We start from the raw sequence: 23,751 nt of genomic DNA, 5'->3' as shown, positions 1-23,751 counted from the left end.
ACAACGACACCCTGTAGCCCATCCCTCCAGCACACCAAAGCACCCGAACATGCACCAGAGATTTCGCGAGCACTTCCCAAATGAGGCACGCACCCCATTACGCGAGCACTTTTCATGAGTCTCGTCGGGCTATTCAGTTAAACCCCCGGCGAGGGTAGCCTCAAGCCATGGTGCTTATTGCTGTGGCCGGCGGGACCGGGCATGCAGGCAGGGCCGTGGCGGCCGACGCTGCCGGCCGCGGTCTCAAGGTCCGGTCGGTGAGCCGGCACGTTCCAGAAACGGCGGGCCCCGGGCGCGTGGCCGGCGTCGAGCATGTGGCGGCCGATTTCCGAACCGGTGACGGCGTCGCGGAGGCGCTGGCCGGCGTCGACCTTCTCGTGGAAACCCTTGACGCGCGCACCGGGCCGTCCCTGAAGGCGCTTCCTGCAACCACGGTGGCTGTCCTGGCGGCGGCGCAGAGGGCCCAGGTGTCGCGCTGTGTGCTGCTCACAATAGTCAACGCGGCGCAGTCGTCCATGGGCTATTACCAGGTCCAGGCAGCCAGGGCACGTAGTTACGAGGCGTCGGGAATGCCGACCACGGTGGTCTACGCGACGCAGTTCCACGATCTCGTGGCGGGCATCTTTTCGGCAGGTTCCCGTGTGGGGATCATCCCGACATTTTCAGGTGTGTCGTTCCAATCGATAGCGACGGCGGACGTGGCGCGAGTGCTCGTGGACGAGGCCGTGGCCGGCCTGGGGACGGGCGCGGAGGTGCACCGCTCCATTAAGGCCGGGGGACCGTCAGTGTGGCCCATGAAAAGCATGGGCGAGCAATGGAAATCAGCGACGGGTCGCCGCGGCGTGGTGGCATCCATGCCGCTGCCGGGTTCGTTCGGCACGTTTTTGAGGGCGGGCAAAAACCTGGTGCCGGATGCCGCCGTCGGACGCCTTGAGTTCAACGACTGGCTGGCCGCCGGTCCCCGTGGTTGAACCTCTTGAAACCCGTGGTTGGACCCTAAGCCGTTTTCGCCGCAAACAGTTCCAGGGCGATGTTGTCCGGGTCGCGGAATTCGACGATGAGGCCGCTACCGATGTCCTTGATGCCGCCATGCCCGACGCCGATTCCGTCCAGCAACGTGACGGCCGCTTCAAGGGCCGCAGGGGAGTCCACGGCAAGGCTGAGATGGTCCAAGCCGGTTCGGTCTTCGCTGAACACATCGCTCGCCACCGGCCGGAGCCCGAGGAGTGTGTAGCCGAGGTTGTAAATGACACCGCCGTAGAGGAAACCATACTTTGCCTGTTCCTCGGATGGAGTGCCGGCCGGCATTTCAATGGCGACGGGCCAATTGAATATTCCTTCATAGAATCTACGGGACCGCTCAATGTCGGTGACCGTCAGGCGGATGTGGTTGACGGAGCTGGTATGTATGGGCATGTCTGCATCGTCCCACCGCGGCGCGATTCCCACCAGACGCAATGTTGAAGCGCGGGCACCTTTGGGGATTGCGACGGACGCGACCCGCTTGAGGCGCCGCGGTTTGGATTCTGCGACGGTGAGGGCTTAACCTAGAAACGCTGACGGTTCTACAGCCGTCACGGGGCTATGGCGCAGTTGGTAGCGCGCCTCGTTCGCATCGAGGAGGTCAGGAGTTCGAATCTCCTTAGCTCCACCCCGAAAGCCCTCTGACCTGCGGAAACGTTGGGTCGGAGGGCTTTGTGTTTGCCCCGAAACTGCGCATTTGAAATCGGTCCCGTTTGCCTGTTCGGCATCTGATCGCGGAGAGCTTCGCGGGGCCGCCGGCCGTGGATTCGCGGCGAGGCGCCGAGCAATTAGTGGTGTGTCTCCTGAATAGCTTATGAGTGGTGGTTTGAACTGGTCTTAAGTCGAGACCGGCTGCTGCGTTGTCCGAGACTGAGCGTGCTGTGTTGGAGGCCTTGTCCAAGTCCCGGCTTGCCGCCCGTCGGGAGGTGCAGCGGGCGCAGGTGTTGCTGATGGCAGCCGATGGTTTTGCCAACGAGTGGATCTCCAGGGTGGTCGGGTGAACCCGGGCACGGTGCGTGTTTGGCGGAATCGGTTTGCCAGTTACCGGTTGAAGAAGCTCGGCGCTGTGGCGGCGGGGCGGGGCAGGAAGCCGGTGATTTCGGAGTTGAAGATCAACGGGACCGTTGAGTTGACAAGGTTTTCCAAACCGGAGGGTGCCACGCAATGGTCGGTGGGGTCGAGGGCGGCACGGTCCGGGGTGTCTCCGGCTCAGGTGCAACGGATCTGGGCGGCACGGGGGTTGAAGCCCCACCTGGTGGAGACGTTCAAGCTCTCCGAGGACCCGCATTTCGATGAGAAACTCATCAATGTGTGCGGGCTGTATCTGGACCCGCCGGAGAATGCGATCGTGTTGTGCCTGGAAGGGAATACCTCGATCCAGGCCATGGATCACAACCAGCCGTCGCTGCTGATGCAGAAGGGCCGCGGGGAAACCATGACCCACGACTACAAACGCAACGGCACCACCACTTTGTTCGCTGCCTTGGAAGTCGCGACGGGGAAAGTGATCGGCTCTTGCATTGCCAAGCACCGCCACGAGGAATTTCCTGGGTTCTTGAAGACCATCGAGAAAGAAGTCCCCAACCGCCTGGAAATCCACCTGATTCTGGACAATTACGCCACCCACAAACATCCCGAGGTGAAGCCCTGGCTCGACAAACATCCCCGGTTCCACCTGCATTTCACCCCAACGTCCTCGTCCTGGCTGAACCTGGTCGAGCGCACGTTCAGGGACCTGACCGACTGGCCCTTGCGCCGGGCGTTTTCCACTCAGTCCCGGACTTTATCGAGACAATCGAGGACTACATCCGGCCCAACAACGAACACCCCAAGTGTCAGCGGCCATGAGAATGTGCCCATTGATGGCCAACAGGAGGACCACTATTCGGTGGCCGCCAGTGGACACGGGTCTCGTCGTTCCGGCGCTAAGAGTTTCTCTTTTCATTGCCCGCGAGGCAGTACGAAAGACCATCTTCCCCATGCAGCCGCGGCATCTCCCCGCAACAGCGTACAGATTCCCGCCGGCAGTCTTCCGTTCCCTGCATTCCCACGCCAATAGCCCTGGCCCGGCGTTCAGCAAGTGCAGGCAGCCATCACAGTGACGGCTGCCAAGCGACGATGCCACGCTGGCGGCACGGGCGAAATGAACACCCTTCCACCTGTCATTTGACCGTGGATACAAGAGCAATGCGTCTGGCCGCCAGCGGGCACAGCTCGTGGCCATACAGTCCGTGTTTGCCGAAATCCTATTGGCCGCCGGTGGGCATCTTCTCGTGGCCGCTAACACCCAAGCCCCTGGTCTGGACCGCGACCGCGGAATTTGTCCTAGAAAAGTCGCCCGCGGCCGCGTCGCACTCCAAAACATCAAACAATCATCAGCTAAATCCGAGAAACTGCACTCGTTGGGCCTGTTCTTGGAATTATTCGCCACGCGTTTACCCCGCCGAAACGATCAACGACAACCGCTAGTAGATTGCTGTGGATGACTTGCAATATGCTCAAAATCCGCGGAATCCCAATGATTTACCAACCATCCACGACTGCCTGAAAGTACCCTCCCATGAGAGGAGGGGCGGAAACCGGCTACTGTCGCGGCCTGACGGCTGGCGGTGGATGCTCGTGTCGTCGGCAGTGCCAGCCGTAATGATTCTCATGGTCCGTGCCACCATCCCTGAAGCCACGCATTGTCACGTCGGCAAGGGTCGCCATGATGAGGCCTTGACCGTCCTGAGGAAAACCCTTGGAGAGGGCATAAACGTGGAGGGCATCACCGCCCACGATCCCAGCGTCGCTAAACTCTGCACGGTCAAGGCCTTCAAGAATGCACTTACCGGCGGCTACCTGAACCGTGCCATTTTTATCTCCATCGTCTGGACCTGCACAATAACGGCGCTTTTTCGATCTAAGCCTTTGGGTCGCAGATGCTGGGCCTGTTCCGTCTCGATTCCGGGGACGTAGCAAATATCGGTTGACAGGCTGATCAACCTCTTCTTTCTGGTTGGCAACGTCGTGTCCCTCTTCGTCGTCGACAAGACAGGGCGCCGCCCCGTCCTGGTCTGGGGTTTCGACCTCCCTGGAGTCGGGCTGCTGTTCCAGGCCTTCCGGTCCGGGCCACCGCAGTCGGGATGTGCACAGGTACCAGCCGCATCGGCGCAGCCATCGGCACCTTCGCCACAGGTCTCGCCCTGGCGCACCTCGGGCTTTCCGGCACCATGTGGATCGCGGCCGGTATCGCCTTGCTCAGCGGGTGTGTCAGCTTCTTCATGGCTCCGGAGACAAACTGCAAAAACCTCGAAGATGCCGCTTCGCTCCTTGCCTGGGGCAGCCAGGCGTCCCAACCCATTGGGGAAAGGATCCGTCGTGGTGGTGCCGGACTCCCTGTACAACTGCCCGACTGGATGGGGACAGGTTCACCGTGGACCAGGTGACTCCACGGCGTCAGTTAGCTCGTTCGCGGCTGCTCGCAGTGCAAGCGTGGCCCGGTGCTTCCATGCATTGGAGCTGCAGCGGGTTTCCGGTCCGGCCACGGTCAGGGAGCAAATAACCTCGCCACCGGCAAACACCGGCTGCGCCATGGCGATGGCACCAGGGTTCAGTTCCCCGTGCGAAGTGGCCTGCCCGTCCTGACGTATCCGGGCAAGTTGCTGGGCCAGGTCGTGGCGTGAGAGTGTCTTCTCGGTGTAGCGGGCCATCCGGTCGCCCATCACTTTGGCAATGACCTGTTCTGGTGCGTACGCCAGCAGGACGCGCTGCCCTGCACCCGCGTGGAGCGGGAGCAACTGATTGATCTGGAATGAATATCGCAGCTGGTGTGGCGAAACAACTTGGCGCAGGCAGATGGCGTTCAGACCGGAGCGCACGGTCATGACAGCGGTCTCCGACGTGCCTTCCACGATTGATTCCAGGACGGTGACGCCCAGCTCGGCGAGCTTGGTATGGGTCAGGTGCTGGCCGGAGAGTTCCAGCAGCCTCCAGCCAGCCGTGTAAGAACCGTGATGTTCCTCGATCAGCGATAATTTGCGCAGCGATTTTGCATAGCGATAAACGGTGCTGGCGGGGACACCGACCTCGTCTGCGATTTCGGCAATGCTTACTTCACCACGGGAGGCGATGCACATCATGATGGCCAGGCCCCGTTCAAAGGACGTCTGCGCCCCGGGCTGGTTACGCGTCATTCCCACAGGTTAGCCGATGTACGCGATGTCGTGGCGAGGAAAGCATTCTCACCCAGTGTCATAGGGGTGATTCTCATGGAATGAAAAAACGTCATTGCCGTGGGGCATGGCTGTTCGTAGGCTCTTGAGGCATTGGAGGTCTGTGATGCGGGGCACATTGTGGTGCTGTCAGCGTCCCAGGGAAGGAACCAAGGCAACGCCCGCCCGCGTCACACGTGAATTATGAAATGGAGATCTCATGTCACAGATTGCAGCCAAGAAGAAGTTTTTTCGACCCACATTCCTCATGCTGGTGCCCTTGGCCGTAATGCTTGCCGGTTGTGGGGGAACGTCCAGCGCGGAGAATGCACCTACGTCAAATGGCGCCGCGCCCCTTCACAGCATGCTCCCGAAGAACATCCAGGACAGCGGCACCATCAACATCGCCAGCAACGTCGAGTACCCGCCGTTCGAAACTTTCGACACAGACGGCAAGACCGTTATCGGTATCGACCGTGAGATTGCAGATGCGTTGGAGAAAAAGCTCGGCGTCACCATCAAGTTCAATAACATCTCCTTTGATGCCATCATTCCCGGCCTCAGCTCAGGCCGGTATGACATGGCCATGTCCGCCATGTCGGACACCCTTGAACGGGAAAAGCAGGTGGATTTCGTCGACTATTTCATGGCTGGCGCAGGGATCCTGCGAACCATGGACAACCCTCACAAGGTCTCCACGCTGGATGACCTGTGTGGCATGAAGGTCGGCATCGTGAAGGGGACGACGGAGACGGAGGACGCCGACGCCCAGTCCAAGAAATGCCAGGCCACCGGCAAGCCGGCGCTGGATGTGACAATCTTCCCCGGCCAGAACCAGACCATCCTGGCCATCCAAACCGGTCGGGTCGACGTCGTCCTCCTCGACTCCACCTCAGGGTCCTCCGTGGCCAAGGACTCCGGTGGCAAGCTCGAAATGCTCAAGCCCTACCAGGCGGGGCCGTTTGGCATCGTGTTCCCCAAGGGGGCCACTCAGTTGGAGAAGGCAATCCAGCAGGGCATGACCGACATTCACAAAGACGGCACCTATAAGGACATTCTTAAGAAATACGGGCAGGAGCAGGGTGCCGTCGAAGAGTTCACCATCAACAAGGCCACTTCATGAGCGCCGGCGTTACGGACGCCCCCGCCAGCCCGGCAACCGTGGTCCCCACCCGGCACACCGGACGGACGGTTGCCGCGGTGGCGGTGCTCCTCGTTGTGGCCTGGCTGCTTTACTCAATGGCCACGAACCAACGTTTTGAATGGGGTGTGGTGGCCGAATACCTATTCGCCGCCCCGATCCTCATGGGCGTGTTAAACACCATGATCCTGACGGTGCTGGCCATGGCCATCGGCATTCTTTTGGGCATCGTCATTGCCGTGGGAAGGCTCTCGGACAATGTCATTGTCTCCAAGGCGGCCTGGTTCTACGCCTGGTTTTTCCGGGGCACGCCGCTGCTGGTGCAACTGCTTTTCTGGTTCTTCCTGTCGGCCCTGGTGCCTCGGATCGCAGTGGGAGTGCCGTTCGGCCCGGAGCTGTTCTCACTCAACACCAACGACCTCATCACCCCTTTCATGGCGGCAATGCTGGGCCTGGGGCTTAACGAGGCGGCCTACATGAGTGAGATTGTCCGGTCCGGCATCTCCTCGGTGACGCCCGGGCAAACCGAGGCGGCGAAGTCGATCGGCATGACACGGCTGCAGACCATGCGCCGGGTTGTGCTGCCGCAGGCCATGCGCATCATCATCCCGCCGACCGGAAATGAGGTCATCGGCATGCTCAAGCAGACGTCCCTGGTGCTGGTGATCGGCTACTCGGAACTGCTGACCTCGGCGTCCCTGATTTACGCGCGCACCTACCAGACCATTCCTCTCCTGATCGTGGCAGCCATCTGGTACTTGTTCATCACGGCCATTCTCTCGGTGGCCCAGTACTACCTGGAAAAGCGGTACGGCCGCGGCTTCAGCCCTCTGAGCACCATCCGTACGGACAACGTGGAGCCCCTTCCGGCTCCGGAAGGCAAGGAGGTGCGGCAATGACCGAACCCATGCTCAGGGCAACTTCGGTGGGCAAGTCCTTTGGGGCTGTCCAGGTGTTGCGGGACGTGAACCTGACCGTGGAAAGCGGCGAGGTGGCCTGCCTGATCGGCCCCTCCGGCTCGGGCAAGAGCACATTCCTGCGTTGTATCAACCACTTGGAAAAAATTGACGGCGGCGAAATGTGGGTCGACGGTGAACGAGTCGGCTACCGGCGCGTGGGCAACAAGCTCCACGAGCTCCGGGAACGGGAAGTAGCGCGGCGGCGTGCCTCGATAGGCATGGTGTTCCAGCAATTCAATCTGTTCCCGCACCGGACGGCCCTGGAAAACGTGACGGAAGGGCCCATCATTGTTCAGGGCGTAAACCGGGCAGAGGCCGCCGACCGGGGCCGACGTCTGCTTGAGCGGGTAGGGCTGGGTACGAAGGTCCACAACTACCCCAGCCAGCTCAGCGGCGGGCAGCAACAGCGTGTTGCAATTGCACGGGCACTGGCCATGAACCCATCGCTCATGCTCTTTGACGAGCCAACCTCCGCGCTCGATCCGGAACTGGTCGGAGAGGTCCTTGATGTCATGAGGGACCTCGCCAAAAGTGGCATGACCATGGTGGTGGTGACGCACGAGATGGGGTTTGCCCGGGAGGTCGCGGACACCGTGCATTTCATGTCCGACGGCGTCCTGGTCGAGAGCGGACCGCCCGCCCGAGTGCTGTCCAGACCCGAGCACGCCAGGACCCAGAGCTTCTTGGCGAAGGTCCTGTGAACGGGGTCGTGGCAGTTGATGCTGCCAAAGCCGTTCGGGAACTTCAGGAGACCCTCGGGGACTCGGTCCTACTTGATGCCGCCACGCGTTCCTCACGCGGGCACGACCGCTCCCACCACCCTTGGGAGATGCCGGAGGCCGTGGTCGCCTGCAACTCCACCCATGACGTCTCCAGGGCGATGGCCATTTGTCACCGCAACCGCATTCCGGTGGTGCCTGTTGGTGCAGGGACCGGGCTGGAAGGCGGCGCCAACAGCCGGGCCGGTTCCGTGTGCCTGGACCTTTCGCCCATGACGGAGATTCTGCACTTGGGCGTTCAAGACCTTAATGCCACGGTCCAGGCCGGAGTCCTGAAAAGTGCCCTGAACAACGCGGCCCTCCCGCACGGACTGTGCTTCCCGGCAGGACCGGGTGTGGATGCCAGCATGGGCGGCATGGCCTCGACCCGCGCCAGTGGCACCAAGGCCGTCGCCTACGGAACAATGCGGGAGAATGTGCTGGGCTTGCGCGTTGTGTTGGCCGACGGCACGGTGGCGAACACCGGCGGGCTGGCCCGCAAGTCCGCCGCCGGCTACGACCTCACGGGCCTGTTCGTTGGTGCCGAGGGCACGCTGGGGATTATCACCGAGGTCTGCGTCCGTCTGTATGGCATCCCCGAAAGTACGGAAATGGCCCTGGTACCCTATCCCACGCTGGGCTCCGCCGTACAGTCCGTCTCGGCGGCCATTGCGGCCGGGATCGCGTTCGCCCGAGTCGAGCTGCTGGACGACGTCATGGTTGGCGCCATGAACAGCTACTCCGGTGTGGCCTTGACGGTGGCGCCAACGCTGATGGTCGAGTTTGAGGGCGGTCCGGCAGCAGTACAGGAAAGCGTTCGCCGGTTTGGCAGGATCGCGGCCGTCCACGGTGCCCTTGGCTACGAATTCTCCCCAGACCCAGAGCGCCGGGATACGTTGTGGCGGGCCCGGACCGACGTCCTGCCTGCCTGTGCTGCCCTACGCCAAGGTGCCGTGACGTGGTCAACGGATGTGTGCGTGCCCATCTCCCGCCTGGCCGAGTGCATCGAGCAGACCCAGGCGGACATTGCGGCCAGCAACATTCTGGCACCGATTGCCGGGCACGTGGGCGACGGCAACTTCCACCTCGCATTTGTGCTGGACCCGGACTCCGCTGCCGAACATGCCGAGGCCGCGGCCGTCAACGAGCGGTTGGTGAATCGTGCCCTACGCATGGGCGGCACTTGCACGGGCGAGCACGGCATCGGTGCGGGTAAGCGCGAGGCCCTTCGGATCGAGCACGCCGACAGCCTGCCCATCATGAAAAGCATCAAGGCCGCCCTGGATCCCCGGATGCTGCTCAACCCCGGGAAGGTGCTGTGAAGTTACCTGCCGGGCCCGCCCCGCGACCCGAAATCGCATCCCTTCCGGCATACTCCCGCGCTGCCGGAGCCGCCACCGTGAAGTGGCGGGCGTCGTCGAACGAGTCTGTGCTCCCGCCCCCGCCGCCGGTGCTGGCTGCGATTGCCGCCGCAGGCGCCGACGCGCAGCTGTACCCTACAGTCTTCGGCGACGGCCTCGCGGACGACATTGCCGCACGTCTTGGCGTTGACGTCACGCAGGTGGTGGTGGGCGGAGGGTCGCTTGCCTTGCTGCAACAGGCATTGTTGGCTTATACAGGACCGGGCAGGGAGGTGGTTTTTGCCTGGCGCAGCTACGAAGCCTACCCGATCCTCGTGGGCATGGCGGGCGCCGACGCCGTGCCCGTGCCACTGGGAGCCGGCAGCATACACGACCTCGAGGCCATGCTGGGCGCCATCACGGAGAATACGGCTGCCGTGATAGTGTGCAACCCCAATAATCCGACCGGCACGGAAGTGGACGCCCGGAAGCTGGAACGGTTCCTCTCGCGGGTGCCGCCCACCGTGCTGGTGCTCCTGGACGAGGCCTACAAGGAATTCGCGGTGGGCCACCTCGACTCGCTGCGGCTGTTGGGCGTTTACCCCAACCTGGCCCTTCTCGGAACCTTTTCCAAGGCATACGGACTGGCGGGGCTGCGGGCGGGATACCTCGTGGCGTCCACGAACATAGCCGACACGCTGAGAAAGTCCGCCCTGCCGTTTGGTCTCAATGCCGTGGCAGAGGCCGCTGCGCGCGCTGCGTGGGCGGATGCAGGGCATGTGCACCGGCTGGTGGAACTCGTCACCGAAGGCCGCAAGCGCCTGAGCGCGGGCCTGCACGAACGAGGCTTGGGGACCCTGCCCAGTGGCGCCAATTTCGTCTGGATTCCGCTCCCGACCGGTGCCCGGGAACTGGCGGAATGCTGTCTTGCCCGCGGTGTCTCCGTCCGGGCCTTCGACGGCGAGGGCGTGCGCGTCACCGTCGGGGAGCGCGCCGCCGAGGATGCCGTGCTGGCTGCCGTGGATGACTTTCTCAGGCAAGACAACGCGACCAGGCCCGTTGGGCAATGACCCCTCAGTTGTAGGTTCGGTCAGGCGCCGGTCAGGTGTGCCAGCACATCGGCCAGTGCCGCCGCGCCGGCGTCGGCGTCCGCGCCCTCCAGGACTTCCTCCGGCGCGTGCGAGACACCAGTCGGGTTCCTGACGAACAGCATGGCGGTGGGGATCCGGGCGGCCAGAACGCCGGCGTCGTGCCCGGCGCCGGTTTCCATGACCGGAATGTCCCCCAGCACTGATTTCAGCTCGGCGGCCAGGCCGGCGTCGAACTGTACCGTGGGGCTCAAGGACTCCTCCGCCAGTGTGGCGGTGCACCCCTCGGCGGCCGCAATCGCGGTTGCGGCGTCGTGCAGTTCCTCTACTATGGCGGCCGTGACGGAGTCCTGCCGGTGGCGCACGTCAAGCCAGACGTCGACCCGGGAGGCGATGACATTGGTGCCGCCGGGGACGGGCACCAGCCGGCCCACCGTCCCGCGGGCGCCGGGGTGGGCGGCAGCGATTTTGCGCAGGGTGACGACAGCGGAGGCGGCGGCCACCATGGGGTCGGCACGGTCGGCCATGAGCGTGGTGCCGGCGTGATTGCCTTGGCCGTGGAAGGAGAGCCGCCAGCGGCCGTGGCCCAGGACGGAGCCGCCAACGGCCACGGGTGCGTCCAGGTCCACCTGGCCACGCCCCTGCTCGATGTGGAGCTCCACAAACTGGCGGATCGCTGCCAGCCGGCCAGGGTCCTCGCCGAGGTGTTCGGGGTCCGTGCCGTTGGCCCGGTAGACGTCGGCCAGCGTGTTGCCGTCCGCGTCAGCGAGGGTTCGGGCCTTGTCGGGGCTGATGGCGCCGGCCAGCAGCCTCGACCCCAGGCACGCCACGCCAAAGCGGGATCCTTCCTCCTCGGGGAAAACCGCGACGGCGAGGGGCCGGGCGGGCGCCTGGCCGCGATCACCCATGATGTCGATGGCGGCCAGCGCGCTGGCCACGCCGAGCGGGCCGTCAAAGGCGCCGCCGCCGGGCACGGAGTCCAGATGGCTGCCGGTGACGACGGCGTCGGGACCGGGCTGGCCCCACCACGCCCACAAGATGCCGTTGCGGTCCTTTTCCACCAGTAGTCCGCGTTGCTCAGCCGCGGCGACGAACCATTCACGCAGCTCGTTCTCGGCCGCTGAATGCACGGGCCGGCTGTAGCCGCCGCGCTTGGCATCCCGGCCGACATCGGCAATTGTTCCCAGCAGAGTCATCGGCGCTTCCACGGTTCCTCGATTCCTTTTCGGCGGCCCCCGGCGTGCGGCGGGCCAGGTGTTTTCTACAATGCATGTTTTCTAATGCATGTTTTCTACAGTGCTGCCATGATCGTGTTTATGGCTGATTCCAGCGCTCGGCCGGTGTCGGGCACGTGCAGGTTGCGGCCGTCCTCGACCACCACGTCGCCGCCGCGGATCACGGTGCGCACATCGGCGGACGTTGCAGCGAACATGGTGTGTGGCAGCAGTTCGCCACTCGTGGCACCGGCCGTACGGGGTGAGAGCAGGTCGAGGACAGTGAAATCCGCCAGTTTGCCGGGGGCGATCACGCCGGCGTCCCAACCTAGCGACCGTGCGCCGCCCCAGGTGAGCGCCCCCGCAATGGCGGCGGCACCGAGGTGGCCGCGCCGTCCAGTGACGAGCCGCAGGTCGGTCTCAATGGCCCGTGCGTCCTCCAGAAGGTCTATCACCATGTGGGCATCACTGCCCACGCACAAGCTGGCACCGGCGTCAAGCAGTCGCCCGGCCGGGCCCACGCCGTCTGCCAGGTCGCGCTCGGTGGTGGTGCACATGCAGATGTTGGCGGTGCTTGCTCCATAGGCGGCGATGTCGTCGTCGGTCAGGTGGGTGGCGTGGACGGATGTCATGTCGGGGCCCAGCACCCCGGCCCGGGCGAGCAGCTCGGTGGGGGTGATGCCATACACGTCCAGGCTTTCCTTGTTTTCCGCCGGCTGTTCCGAAACGTGGGCGTGCAACGGCATGCCATGGGAGCGGGCAAATTCCGCCACCGGCCCGAGGGCATCCCTTGGCACGGCCCGGACGCTGTGGATCGCTGCGCCGGGCCGGAAGATGTCAGTTCCGCTGAGGAGGGAAACTCGCCCGGCCCACTGCTCCCAACTTATGTCGCTGAAGCGTTTTTGCACCCCGGTCAGTTCGCGGCCGTCCACGCCGCCCTGCAGGTAGACGGTGTCCAGCAAGGTGATGCGCAGGCCGGCGTCTGCGGCGGCGCGGACCACGGCATGGCCCATCTCGTTGGGGTTGGCGTAGGGGCGCCCATCCTTGCCGTGGTGGACGTAAAAGAACTCGCCCACGTTGGTCACCCCGGCCAGGGTCATCTCCGAATAGGTGGCCAGGGCCAGCTCGTACAGGGACTCGGGTGTCAGTGCACCGGCCACCGAATACATGAGATCCCGCCACGACCAGAAGCTGTCCACGCCTTCCTGGCCCCGGCCCCGGATGGCGCGGTGGAACACGTGGGAGTGGGCATTGCTGAAACCGGGCATGACCAACCCGGTCAGGCGCCGTGCCCCGGCGGGGGATTCGGCGCCGGGCATGACAGCGGTGATCCTGCCGCCAGCGACCGTGATGAGGACGTTGGAGGTGACGGCGTCCCCGCCCAGCCATGCATGCTCGCAGAAGAATGAATTACTCAACACCGGCTCCTATGGCTGATTTCATGGCGGGGGCTTTGATGACGGCGCCGCCGATCACAACTGTTTGCGTTGAATTGCGTCCGAGCCGGTAGGCAAGGTGTTTGTGTGACGGAACGTCGAGAACCTGCAGGTCCGCGGCCAGGCCGGGGACCAGCGAACCGGTCTCGGCTTGCAGGTCCAGGGCGCAGGCCCCTCCATATGTGGCGGCGCGCACGGCCTGGGCGATGCTCATGCCTCCGGTGCGGCAGCCCATGGCGATGGCCAGCTGCATGCTCGTGGTCCAGGCGCCGGGGCAGACGTCGGTGGCCAGTGCGACGTCCATGCCTGCCTTGTAGAGTCTGTGCGGGTCCAGCGGTGCGGGGTGGTTGACGGCGAATTCCAGGCACGGCATGTACACGCCCGTGACTCCTGCTGCTGCCAGTTCCCGCAGCTCCGCATCGGTGGTGAAGTTCAGGTGGTCGGCGCTGACGGCGCCCAAGTCGGCGGCGAGCGAGGCTGCGCCGGTGTGGCTGTAGGCGTCGAGGTGGATCTTGGCCCGCACCCCCTGCCTTGCACCCTCCTCAAGAATGCTCCGTGATTGAGCCAGGCTGAAGTATCCGTCGTCGCAATAGACGTCGTTGAACACGGCACCTTGGCGTGCGACGCCGGGAAGCTGGTTGAGGATGTCCACTGTCCAGTCCTTCGGGTCCCGGCCCGGGGCAGTTGCGTGCGCGCCCAGGTAGGTGGAGATGATGCGGGCCGGCAGCAGCTCTGCCAGCCGGGCGTTGACCTCCAGCAGCCTGGCCTCCGCTGCGGAGTCAAGGCCGTAGCCGGTCTTGCTTTCCAAAGTGGTGGTTCCCGCATCGATCATTTCGTGAATGCGTGCGGCGGCGTCGTCCACCAGCTGGTCCACGGTCTTTGAGCGGGTGTCAGCCATGGTGCCGACGATGCCCACCGAGGCGTCCGCCGGGGGCTGCTGCCCGGCGGCATTGGCTACGTATTCGCTGGCGCGGTCCCCGCCGAAGACAACATGCGTATGGCAGTCGACGAAGCCGGGCATGACCACCATGCCGGTGGCGTCCAGGGTTTGGCGGCCGATGTAACCGGTGACGTCCCCGACGGCGACGATCCGTCCGGCGTCGACTGCCACCCCACCGCCGGGGATGCGGCCGATCAGATCGGCCGCATCCCCGGCGCAGGTGAGCAGCTCAGCGGCGCCGGTGACGAGAAGGTCAACGGTTGGCGTTCCACTAAGGGGCGTCATCTCAGGCCGACTCCGGACCGAATGTTGCAGTGGGCGTCCACCACAGCGGGACGGTGACGCCCTCGCCCGGTCCTACCGTATTGGCCACCTGCTTGGCCCGGGCGTAGCCGGACTGTGCATGGCGGACGACGCCGATGCCGCTGTCCACCGTGAGGCACGCCTTGAGCCGGTACGCGGCCGTATCCGTGCCGTCGGCGATCATGGTGACGCCCGTGTGCACTGAATCGCCCATGGCGTAATTGGCCTGGATGGCGATCAGGTCGCACATTCCGGAGGCGTTGAGCAGCCCGTTCAGGTACGGCCAGTCGGAGATCAGGTCTGAACCGTCGGGCATGTTCTCCGACTCAAAGGTGGGGTTGATGATGGAGCCGGAATCCAGGTTGTCGCGGGAGAACGCCACTGTGCCCTTGACTTCGCCACGCTTGATCAGCTCGTTCACGGCCAGGCCGAACTTTTTGCGCTGGCCGAAACCGAGGTAGCAGATGCGGGCTGGCAGGCCCTCGACGGGGATGTGTTGGCGGGCCAGGGTGATCCAGCGGGTGACGATCTCGTCGTCGGCAAAAAGTTCCAGGGCCAGGTCGTCGAGGCGGGCCAGGTCCTTTGGGTCGCCGGAGGTGCAGGTCCAGCGGAATGGGCCGCGGCCCTCCAGGAACAGCGGTCGGAGGTATGCGGAAACGAAGCCAGGGATCTTCATGGCGTCCTCGAAACCGGCCTTTTGGCATTCGCGGCGAATCTGGTTGCCATATTCAAAAGTGGGGACGCCGTTGTCGAAGAACCGATTCATGGCAGATAACTGGCGGACCATGGCCTGTTGGGATTCGGCGAAGTACGCGTCCCGGTCCTTCCTGCGGAATTCCTCGGCTTCGTAGACTGTGTGGCCCACGGGCACATAGGCGAGAGGGTCGTGGGCCGGAGTCATCTCGGTGACCACATCCGGCCGGAAGTTGTTCTCCAGGGCGTACTCGAACAATTCGGTGGCATTGGCCACGACTGCAATGCCCAACGGCTTCTTGGCCGCGGCCGCCTCCTGCGCCAGCGCAATGGCGTGCGGGATCGAATCCGCCAGCACGTCCGCGTAACCCACACGCAGCCGGTTTTTGATGATGCGTTCGTCCACGTCGGCGCAGATGGCCACGCCGCCCAGCATGGTCATGGCACGGGGCTGGTTTCCGCCCATGCCGCCCATTCCGGCGCAGAGCAGGATCTTGCCCTCCCAACTGCCGTCGAGGTGGATGTCGGCGACAGAGCGCAGGGTCTCGAAGGTGCCCTGGATGACGCCCTGTGTGCCGATGTACTCCCACGGTGATGCGGTGTACTGGGCGAAGATGGTCAGGTTCTTGTCCTGAAGGTCGTAGAAGGTCTTCCAGTCCGGGCGGACAAAGTTGGTGGTGGCCATGACCACCCGGGGGGCCAGCTCGTGGGTGTCAAACACGGCAACGGGCATGCCGGATTGCACCACCAGTGTCTGGTCGTCCTCCAGGTTCTTCAAGGACTCCACGATGGCGTAGTAGGACTCCCAATTGCGGGCGGCCTTGCCGATCCCGCCGTAAACCACCAGGTTTTCCACGTGCTCGGAGAGTTCCATGTTGTTCTCGAGTTGGCGCAGGATGGTTTCCTGCTTCCAGCCTTTGCACCGCAGGGTGTCCCCGCGCTGGGCCTTGACCTGGTACAGGATTTCTGGTTTTTCCGCGGGCAGTTCGCCGAACTCAACCCCTGTGGCGTTGCCGCCCGGGTGCACAGTGGTGATGGTTGCCGCAGCTTCTGTGGTTTCGGTGCTTTGGGACATGGATGGCTCCTTGAAGGTATCGAGGGAGGGCTAGTTCGAAATGACGTTGACAGCCGCGACGACCGCGCCACTGTGGACAAGGTCGACGGCGGCGCGCACACGGGGGTAGAGGACGGTGTCCTGGGTAATGTGGTTGATGGTGCGGCCGTCAGCCGACTTGTGGCTGCGCACCAGCTCGAGGACCGCCCGGCTGGCGGGGGAGAGGGCAGACTGGTCCTTGCCCGAAGCCTGGAGCCGCAGCTCCAGGGCCTGGGCGGCCATGAGGAGCTCGATGCCGATGACGTTCTCAATGTTCGCCACTATGGTCCTGGCGTGCCGGCCGGCATTGTTGGCCATTGAGACGTGGTCTTCCTGGTTTGAACAGGTCGGGATCGAATCCACACTGTCCGGATGGGCCAGCGTCTTGCAGTCGGAAACCAGTGCGGCGGCAAGATATTGCGGGAGCATGTAGCCGCAGTCCAGGCCGACCTTCTCGCTCGCGATAAGCATGTCCGGCAGGCCGCGGTTGAGCGTGCCGTCGTCGAGCCTGAAAAGCCGGCGCTCGGCGATGCTGCCGATCTCGGTGACGGCAATTGAGAGGAAGTCGGAGGCGAAGCCCACGTACTCGGCATGGAAGTTGCCGCCTGAGACGGCCTTCAGGGCACGCGAGTCCGGCAGGTCCGGGAAGATGAGCGGGTTGTCTGTGGCCGCATTGATTTCGGTCTCGACGATGCCGCGGACAAACTTCAGCGTGTCCTTGACGGGGCCGAGCACCTGCGGGGTGCACCGCAGCGAATAGGCGTCCTGCGGGGGTTGGCGGACGGGGTCGGTGTCCTCGCTGCCGTCAATGAATTCGCTGCCGGCCAGCAGCCCGCGGATGCGCGCCGCCACCTCGATCTGGCCGGCATGGCCGCGGGCCTCATGGATTTGCGGGATGAACGCGTCGCCAAAGCCCATGAGCGCCTCAATGGACATGGCCGCGGTAATCTGGGCCGTTTCAAGCAGGTTTTCCGCATCGGCCAATGCCAGCGCGGCCTGGGCTGCGGAGAAGGAAGTGCCGTTGGCCAGGGCCAGGCCTTCCTTTGGGCCAAGGACGATGCGCTCGATTCCGGCAGCCTCCATGGCGGTGATGCCGTCCACGAGCTTGCCGTCAACATAGGCCTCGCCGCTGTCAAGGGGCTCGTCGTGGCCGGCCGGGCGGGTCATGACGATCGCCAAGTGGGCCAGCGGGATCAAGTCTCCGCTGGCGCCGAGGGAGCCGAACTCGGGGACCGCAGGGAAGACACGCTTGTCAAGCATTTGCAGCAGGGTTTCCGGGACCACGCTGCGCACGGCCGAGTGGCCGCGCGTCAGACTGGCGGCACGCACCAGCATGGAGCCGCGGACCACTTCCTCGTCCAAGTGCTTGCCCACGCCGCTGGCGTTGGAGATGATGAGCCGGCGGGAGAGTTCAGAGGCATCCTCCACCGAATCGAACGCCTGGCGCCCGGCCAGTGAGCCGAACCCGGTGTTGATACTGTAAATCGCGGCGACGTCCTTGCCGTCCCGCATGTCGTCCATGATGGCAGCGACCCATTGTTCGCTGGCTTCCATTGCCTCGATTGCCTCCGCGGCGATGCCCACGGATTCCCCGTGGCGCACCACCGCGAGAAAGTCCTCAATCGTCAAGCGTGCTTTTCCAATTTCAATCACCGTTGCGGCCTCCTAGTTGGTGCATGTAACGCTAGTCACGTTATTGGGCACTGCAACATCCAGTTATTACTGACTGATAATTGATGGGAGGCCATGTTCAACCGACGCAAAAGAGTGTGACAAAAATCCACGTCTAATGGCTCAATACAGCTGGCTGCATTCGCATTGGCTGATAATGCCAATTGGGGCGCTGCCGTCGGACCCCAGGAACGCCAGACTGCCGATCTGGACACCCTGCAGGACACCTTGGGAGCGCAGGCCAAGTCCCTGTCGCCCGGGGTATTGCGGCCGAACACCATCATGGGAGGGGACTCTTCCCAGATCACATACCTGGACGCGGTGTCCTTCAGAGCACAGGAATCCCTATATTCATTCATGTATACCCCTGCCAACGCCGCGCAAGGTTGCGGTCTCCCGGGGTGGAACGGGGCCAAGATTGCTTCCCCGGACCGGCGAGCGCTTTGTATCCTGGGCGACGGCGCGTTCATGTTCGCCGTAGAGGTGTCGAATTTTGGGATACCGACGACGGACGCTTCGCGTTCTGAGGCCTGACGCTGACTCGGTACCGGATTCCACGTGGCGGTTGCGTGGGCGAAGTGCCCACCGTCGTGCACTGCCCACCCGGCGGTGCCTCCGTCCTGCATTTCATGGTCAAGGTCCAGCATCACCGCATGCCGGCCATCAACAACTACGTCGCAGGGGACTCGCAGCTAGAGATCGATGAAACGGACTTTGGCATGACGGATTCCCTGGTAAAGAGTTCCCAACTTCAGGACGTCTGGGGCACCCATCTGCAAGACGGGACCCATGACTGCCGGACGCACGCAAGGACGGGCTCGATTTCGTCTTGGCCCTGCGCGAAGGCTGACTACTGACGACGGAAGGCTGCATCCGCCAGTAACCACCCCGTGAGTTGTTTGACGTGGATTCCGCGCCTAAGGTCTGTCTTGTGACTTCAGTTTCCATTCCAGCCCTGCGCAAGGGCGGATCCGTGGCCGATTTGCGTGAAAGCAATTTGTCCCTGGTCCTCCAGGCCCTGTCGTCCGGTGGCGCATTGTCGCGGGCGGAAATAGCCAAGCAGTGTGGACTTGGCGTAACGGCATTGACATCACTCGTCAATGAGTTGCTGTTGCGAAGGCTGGTCGTTGAATCAACCGAGCTGGTCCGGCCGACGATCGGCCGCCCAACAAGCTTGCTGGAAATGGACACGGGCCACTGGGCTGTGCTGGGCATCCTATGTGACCGCCGGACGCTGGCCGTGGCGACCGGCGGGCTCGACGGTGCCGTCACCGACATTGCCCGATTCCCTGTGGCGCGAGACGGTGAGGGGGGCTTTGAAACCTACCGCCCATTTCTGGCCCAAGCCCTCACCGCAGCACTGCTCCGGTGCCGCGCAAACGGCAGGGTTCTTGCCGCCGTGGAAGTGGCCGTTCCCGGCGCCGTCAACCGTGAGTCCGGTGACGTTGTCCGCTCCGTCCTAAACGGCTGGTCCCGCGTCGCGTTGCGCGATGAAATCCAGGGAATTCTTGCGACCGTCCCTCGTGACGTGGCAGCGCATGGCCCGGGCACCGGCCACGTATTGGTCGGGGTGGATCGGGAAACGAACTATTCGATGCTGACGCACGTTTATCGTGGCGCAACTGCGCGCAATTTGGCTTATATCGGAGGCCGCAACGCGTTGAGCGGGGGACTTTACAGCCGTTCCTCCATCGAGCATGGCGCATCCGGACTTGCCGGGGAATTCGGCCACCTAGTCGTTGATCCGGAAGGTGCGCGATGCTGGTGTGGCCGGCAGGGCTGCGTCGAAACGCGTCTCGGCTTGGCCCACCTCTACAGCCTGTGCACGGGACTGCCGGAAGCGGAATCTTTCCGTCTGCTGGCAGACAGCCACAAAACTATGCTCAACGACATCCTGGCGGGGGTGGCGGGAGGCAACCCGCGGCATCTTCAAACGTTGGCCGACGCGGGCCGATGGCTTGGCATCGCCATTGACACGATCGCCGCTGTTGTCAATCCCGATGAAATAGTTGTTGACGGCTACTTGGCCCGGTTGCGGCCCTATTTGGAACCCGGCACGCGCAGCCAACTTGAGACGTTGGGGCCGCTCCCGTCGTTGTCGAAACTGCGAATTACTTACGGGGTTGGAGCGGAGGACGGCTCCCTGCAGGGCGCCGTGCTCGCAGCGCGGGACACGGTGATCCGGCGCCCCGCAGTCGCTTCGGCAATTGAGCGGCGGCCCGGCCAGGATCGGTGAATCGTGAATTCAAACATTTGTCGGCAAAATCGCGTGACATAATCCACGGCGTGGAATAAAGTATGTGAGGTGGCCCACGCGGCTTATCCAGGGTCAGCTCTCATCTTTGTCAACCGTTTCAAGACGAGACGGACAGCCGGAAGGATCAATGTATGGAAACCAAATCAAAGGGGACGCGGACGGGCGTGCCGGGACGCGGCGCCCTTCGCCTTATCGACACGCCGGTGGCGCAGCAGTGGAGCAGCCGCCAGCTCCGGTCGCGACGGGCGGTGCTTTTGGCCATGATTTGTATCGCGCTCGTGGGGGGCATGCAGGGCGTGGACCCGGCACTGCACGCTGTCGCCATGCCCGCCGTGGCCAAAACGATGCACCTCAGTACGTCGGCGACAGGGTTCCTCAAGAGCCTGGGCACGATCGTCCTGGCGGCCAGCCTGCTCGGTGCCGGCATCATTGGTGACAGGCATGGCCGGAAGAGGCTGTTGGTGCTCGGCATCTTTTTGATGGCCGTGGCAGCGTTGATGAGCGCCTTGGCAACCAATCCGATCATTTTTGGTTGCGGACGTGTGCTGATGGGAGCGGGGACGGCCATGTCGTTTTCCATGTGCCTGGCAATCACCCCCACGCTTTACGAGAAATCTAAGCTACCCAAGGCCTTTGGCCTCTTTTTTGGCGTGGGTGCGGCACTGATTGTCGCGACCACTGCGGTGTCCGGTTCCGTTCAGGGCCATTTCGGCTGGCGCGCCACCTACATGATCACTGCGGGACTATGCGTTTTGCTCTGCTTTGCCGCAGCCCTCGTGCTGCCGGAAAACCGTTCTGCAACAGTGCGTAAGTTTGATGCGTTCGGCGTGTTGCTCGCCGGCGCCGGGCTGGTCTCCCTGGTCTACTCCATTGGCCAGGCCGCAGTTCGGGGCTGGGGTGACCCGGTGGTTCTGGGCGGCATGGTGCTGGCCGCCGTCGTCCTCGCCGCGTTCGTCAGGTGGGAACGGCACTGTTCCGATCCCGGCTTTCCGGTGCAGTTATTCAAGATTCCGGCCTTCACCGCGGCATGCCTTGCCGGTGTGTTGTTCAATTGGGCCGACGCCTCCATGCTCGGCCAGTATCCGGCAATGGCCCTTCCGGCTGGCGTCCCTGCTTCCGTTGTCTCCGTCATCGTGGCCCTCATGTACGTCGGGATGGTTTGCGGTGCCGCCCTCGCCGGAGTTGCCCAGATACGGCTGAGACTCAGCAATCGATGCATGTTCGTCTCGGGGCTGCTGCTGTGCTCTGCTGGACTGGTCACCCAGCTGTTCCTCCGCGACGCCCACGACATCATGTTGCCGGCCGCGGGACTGTTCGTCATCGGCTTTGCCGTCATGTGGATGCAAAATCCCGAAACGGCCGTCATCATGGGGTCCGCGCCCGGCGGCAACTACGGCGCTGTCGGGGCAGTCAAGCCCGCTGTGGGCCAGCTCGGCTTCGGACTGGGATTTGCCCTCGCGGCCCCAATCTCAAGCATCTTCACCGGTGGCGGACCACTTACACCGCAAGCCTATGGCCAAGGCCTGGGTGTTCAAGCGCTGTTCTTCGTCGCAGCCGCCATCGCCATTGCCGCCATGCTCAAGTCCCGCCGAACTGTATAGGGAACCACCATGTATCCAGACATAATCTTCATCGATGCCACGGTTCTCGCAGTGGACACAGACTTCACCATCGCCGAGGCCTTGTCTGTCACGGGCGGGTGCGTGTCCGCCGTCGGCAGCGAAGCCGCAGTTCTGGCCACAGCGGGCCCCGAGACACAAATTTGCGGATTGGGGGGCAAAACCATTTTGCCGGGCTTCATTGAGGCCCACGGACACCCGACGGCAGAGATGAATTTCATCGGCCCCGACATGGTGGATATCCGTGCAAGCGTATGCGGTAGCGCTGCGGCCGTGCTCAAGCGCCTTCACGATGCCATCGATGCAGCCGAACGCGCCGGTGGCGATGCGTGGGTGGCTGCCTTTGGCTGGGATCCGCTCCTGCTGCCGGAACTGCCCCAGATTAGCGGAGACTTCCTCACGCAGATTTCCCCGGTGGTTCCCGTCTCTGTCATGCACTATTCCGCGCATTCTTCCTGGGCCAATGCTGAAGCCATGGATCGTTTGGGTATCGACAGGTCCACTCCGGATCCCGGAGCCTCGCAGTACCTGCGCGATGCCCAGGGCCGGCCCACCGGAGAGGGGAAGGAGATACCCGCATGCATGACGCTCATGGGGCCCAATGCTTCTGCCGGTCCTGCAGACTTTGACGCGTTTCTGGCCCATGAGTTGCAGCGGACCTCAGCCGCGGGCATAACCACCACCGGTGATCTGGCTTTTCACCCGGATGACTACGCCCGTGTAGCCGCCTTCATGGCCAGCTGCGCCGCACCCGTGCGGATTCGCAGCTACGAAATGTCCGGGGTCCGGGAGGAGGTTCCCCCGCCTGGGCAGGATCCCGTCGTGGGCGCCGGAACGGACATGCTACGACCCGTCGGGGTGAAGGTCTGGACCGACGGCTCACCATGGATTGGGAACATTGAAACCAGCTTCGGGTACAAGGACAGCAATGCCACGCGCCGAATCGGACTCGAAGGCGGCCACCGCGGATGCTCGAATTACAGCCGCGAACAATTGCTGGCAATTTGTCGACGTGACTATGCCAAGGGGTGGCAGATGGCCTGCCACGTCCACGGTGACGTCGCCGTCGACATGGTCCTGGATGTTTTTGCCCAAGTCCAGGCGGAATTCCCCCGGCCCGACGGACGGCTGCGGATGGAACATTGCGGAACCATCACTCCGGAGCAGGTCCAGCGGGCTGCCAACCTGGGCGTGTGCATTTCATTCTTCGTCGCCCACATCCACTACTACGGCAACGTCCTGGTGGAGTTGTTCGGGGAGCGCGCCGAAGACTGGACGCCCGCAGGGGCCGCCGTGGCTGCCGGCATGAAGTTTTCCCTGCACAATGATCCGCCCGTCACCCCCGAGTCGCCCTTGCTAAACATGCAAACGGCCATGACCCGGGCCACCGCCAGCGGACAAATCCTTGGCGCCCGCCACGCGATCGGCATCGAGGACGCCATTCGGGCCCAGACAATTCATGCAGCCTGGCAGCTCTTCTCCGAGCATGAAGTCGGCTCGCTGGAGCCGGGCAAGTTCGCGGACCTGGTGATCTTGGACGAGAACCCGCTTGAAGTTGAACCAAGTCGCGTTGGCGATATCCGCATTGCTCAAACCTGGCTGTCCGGCGTCAAGATGTTCGACGGTGACGCCGGTCCAGCATTGCCACATTTACCTTTGAGCAGTGCCAGACAAAGCCAAATGGCCTTCAGCAACGGTTGATACTGGCGGCCGCTGCCATCCGTACACCGCGATGATCCAAATGGGGCGTTCGGGGTGCACACGGCTGGAGCCGGTTCTTCACTCATGCCTGAATTGAAATCCAGGCAAGCTGCGAACTTGGGCCTTTTCTTGTAATACCGGCGGCCAGTTGCTGCCGCAACCGAGTGCATCAGCGACCGGATCCAGCCGCAGGAACGGGTTACGTCCATTAGCGTGGTGTAACCGGCCCTGATGGGCGTGTTGCCAGATGCGAAGGCGGTCACCGCGTGATCCTTGGAAATGACAGTCCAATGTCTTTCCTGAAGGAGAACTCCGCGATGAC

Annotated in this window: 18 protein-coding genes, 1 tRNA gene and 1 pseudogene; 13 read left to right on the top strand and 7 right to left on the bottom strand. The window is 63.4% G+C overall.

Translation table 11 applies throughout. From position 1 onward, the window contains the following. Window positions 1-167: 167 nt before the first annotated feature. Window positions 168-971, top strand: coding sequence for an SDR family oxidoreductase (locus MMF96_RS18240; protein ID WP_176616499.1), 804 nt, complete (start codon window positions 168-170; stop codon window positions 969-971). A 25-nt stretch (window positions 972-996) separates the two neighbouring features. On the opposite strand, the gene MMF96_RS18235 is transcribed toward MMF96_RS18240, so the two are convergent. Then, window positions 997-1,416, bottom strand: a complete 420-nt coding sequence (locus tag MMF96_RS18235) for a VOC family protein (RefSeq protein ID WP_256884344.1) — start codon at window positions 1,414-1,416, stop codon at window positions 997-999. Window positions 1,417-1,578: 162 nt separating this feature from the next. On the opposite strand from MMF96_RS18235, the gene MMF96_RS18230 reads away from it, so the two are divergent. The 3 genes and pseudogenes from MMF96_RS18230 to MMF96_RS18220 all read left to right on the top strand — a co-directional run bounded on the left by MMF96_RS18230 (window position 1,579) and on the right by MMF96_RS18220 (window position 3,981). Continuing rightward, window positions 1,579-1,651 (top strand) — tRNA-Ala (locus MMF96_RS18230). A gap of 232 nt (window positions 1,652-1,883) precedes the next feature. Next, window positions 1,884-2,856, top strand: a pseudogene (locus MMF96_RS18225) (IS630 family transposase); the annotation flags it as partial. Between the two features lie 645 nt (window positions 2,857-3,501). Further along, window positions 3,502-3,981, top strand: coding sequence for an MFS transporter (locus MMF96_RS18220; RefSeq protein ID WP_256884343.1), 480 nt, complete (start codon window positions 3,502-3,504; stop codon window positions 3,979-3,981). A 452-nt stretch (window positions 3,982-4,433) separates the two neighbouring features. On the opposite strand, the gene MMF96_RS18215 is transcribed toward MMF96_RS18220, so the two are convergent. Beyond that, window positions 4,434-5,198, bottom strand: coding sequence for an IclR family transcriptional regulator (locus tag MMF96_RS18215; protein WP_256884342.1), 765 nt, complete (start codon window positions 5,196-5,198; stop codon window positions 4,434-4,436). Between the two features lie 238 nt (window positions 5,199-5,436). On the opposite strand from MMF96_RS18215, the gene MMF96_RS18210 reads away from it, so the two are divergent. From MMF96_RS18210 to MMF96_RS18190, 5 genes are read left to right on the top strand one after another with little or no spacing between them, the layout of a single operon-like run. Continuing rightward, the gene (locus MMF96_RS18210) at window positions 5,437-6,339 is read left to right on the top strand and encodes an ABC transporter substrate-binding protein (protein ID WP_256884341.1); all 903 of its coding nucleotides are present in this window, start codon (window positions 5,437-5,439) and stop codon (window positions 6,337-6,339) included. Next, on the top strand, window positions 6,336-7,256 hold the full coding sequence (locus MMF96_RS18205; RefSeq protein ID WP_256884340.1) for an amino acid ABC transporter permease: 921 nt from the start codon (window positions 6,336-6,338) through the stop codon (window positions 7,254-7,256). Before MMF96_RS18210 ends, MMF96_RS18205 begins: the two co-directional genes overlap by 4 nt. Further along, window positions 7,253-8,017 (top strand): amino acid ABC transporter ATP-binding protein, encoded by a 765-nt coding sequence (locus MMF96_RS18200; RefSeq protein WP_306295984.1) that lies wholly within the window; start codon window positions 7,253-7,255, stop codon window positions 8,015-8,017. The genes MMF96_RS18205 and MMF96_RS18200 overlap by 4 nt, the downstream gene beginning before the upstream one ends. 8 nt (window positions 8,018-8,025) lie before the next feature. After that, window positions 8,026-9,396, top strand: coding sequence for an FAD-binding oxidoreductase (locus MMF96_RS18195; RefSeq protein ID WP_256884339.1), 1,371 nt, complete (start codon window positions 8,026-8,028; stop codon window positions 9,394-9,396). Next, window positions 9,393-10,484 carry an aminotransferase class I/II-fold pyridoxal phosphate-dependent enzyme gene (locus MMF96_RS18190; RefSeq protein ID WP_176617819.1) on the top strand — a complete coding sequence of 364 codons (1,092 nt, stop codon included), beginning with the start codon at window positions 9,393-9,395 and terminating at the stop codon, window positions 10,482-10,484. The genes MMF96_RS18195 and MMF96_RS18190 overlap by 4 nt, the downstream gene beginning before the upstream one ends. Window positions 10,485-10,504: 20 nt before the next feature. On the opposite strand, the gene MMF96_RS18185 is transcribed toward MMF96_RS18190, so the two are convergent. The 5 genes from MMF96_RS18185 to hutH all read right to left on the bottom strand — a co-directional run bounded on the left by MMF96_RS18185 (window position 10,505) and on the right by hutH (window position 17,834). Beyond that, window positions 10,505-11,698: an allantoate amidohydrolase gene (locus MMF96_RS18185; protein WP_256884338.1), complete on the bottom strand. Its 1,194-nt coding sequence runs from the start codon at window positions 11,696-11,698 to the stop codon at window positions 10,505-10,507. 95 nt (window positions 11,699-11,793) lie between these two features. Next, a complete protein-coding gene (locus tag MMF96_RS18180; RefSeq protein WP_176617821.1) occupies window positions 11,794-13,137 on the bottom strand; it encodes a formimidoylglutamate deiminase in 1,344 nt (447 codons plus the stop codon). Further along, window positions 13,127-14,377, bottom strand: a complete 1,251-nt coding sequence (gene hutI, locus MMF96_RS18175) for an imidazolonepropionase (RefSeq protein ID WP_256884337.1) — start codon at window positions 14,375-14,377, stop codon at window positions 13,127-13,129. The genes MMF96_RS18180 and hutI overlap by 11 nt, the downstream gene beginning before the upstream one ends. Before the next feature lies 1 nt (window position 14,378). Then, the gene (locus MMF96_RS18170) at window positions 14,379-16,163 is read right to left on the bottom strand and encodes a urocanate hydratase (protein ID WP_256884336.1); all 1,785 of its coding nucleotides are present in this window, start codon (window positions 16,161-16,163) and stop codon (window positions 14,379-14,381) included. A 30-nt stretch (window positions 16,164-16,193) separates the two neighbouring features. Beyond that, entirely contained in the window at window positions 16,194-17,834 is a 1,641-nt protein-coding gene (gene hutH / locus MMF96_RS18165; RefSeq protein WP_256884335.1) for a histidine ammonia-lyase, read from the bottom strand. A 300-nt stretch (window positions 17,835-18,134) separates the two neighbouring features. On the opposite strand from hutH, the gene MMF96_RS19970 reads away from it, so the two are divergent. From MMF96_RS19970 to MMF96_RS18150, 4 genes are all read left to right on the top strand, one after another. Next, complete coding sequence (locus MMF96_RS19970; protein ID WP_375141467.1) at window positions 18,135-18,386, top strand: thiamine pyrophosphate-dependent enzyme; 252 nt, start codon at window positions 18,135-18,137, stop codon at window positions 18,384-18,386. A gap of 397 nt (window positions 18,387-18,783) precedes the next feature. Beyond that, on the top strand, window positions 18,784-20,088 hold the full coding sequence (locus MMF96_RS18160) for an ROK family protein (RefSeq protein ID WP_256884334.1): 1,305 nt from the start codon (window positions 18,784-18,786) through the stop codon (window positions 20,086-20,088). Between the two features lie 185 nt (window positions 20,089-20,273). Next, complete coding sequence (locus MMF96_RS18155) at window positions 20,274-21,710, top strand: MFS transporter (RefSeq protein WP_256884333.1); 1,437 nt, start codon at window positions 20,274-20,276, stop codon at window positions 21,708-21,710. 51 nt (window positions 21,711-21,761) lie between these two features. Further along, window positions 21,762-23,429: an amidohydrolase gene (locus MMF96_RS18150; protein WP_256884332.1), complete on the top strand. Its 1,668-nt coding sequence runs from the start codon at window positions 21,762-21,764 to the stop codon at window positions 23,427-23,429. Window positions 23,430-23,751 lie beyond the last annotated feature (322 nt).

Origin of the sequence: Arthrobacter sp. STN4, assembly GCF_024539665.1 — a bacterium.
GTDB lineage: Bacteria > Actinomycetota > Actinomycetes > Actinomycetales > Micrococcaceae > Specibacter.
This window is presented reverse-complemented; position numbering and strand designations above follow the sequence as displayed.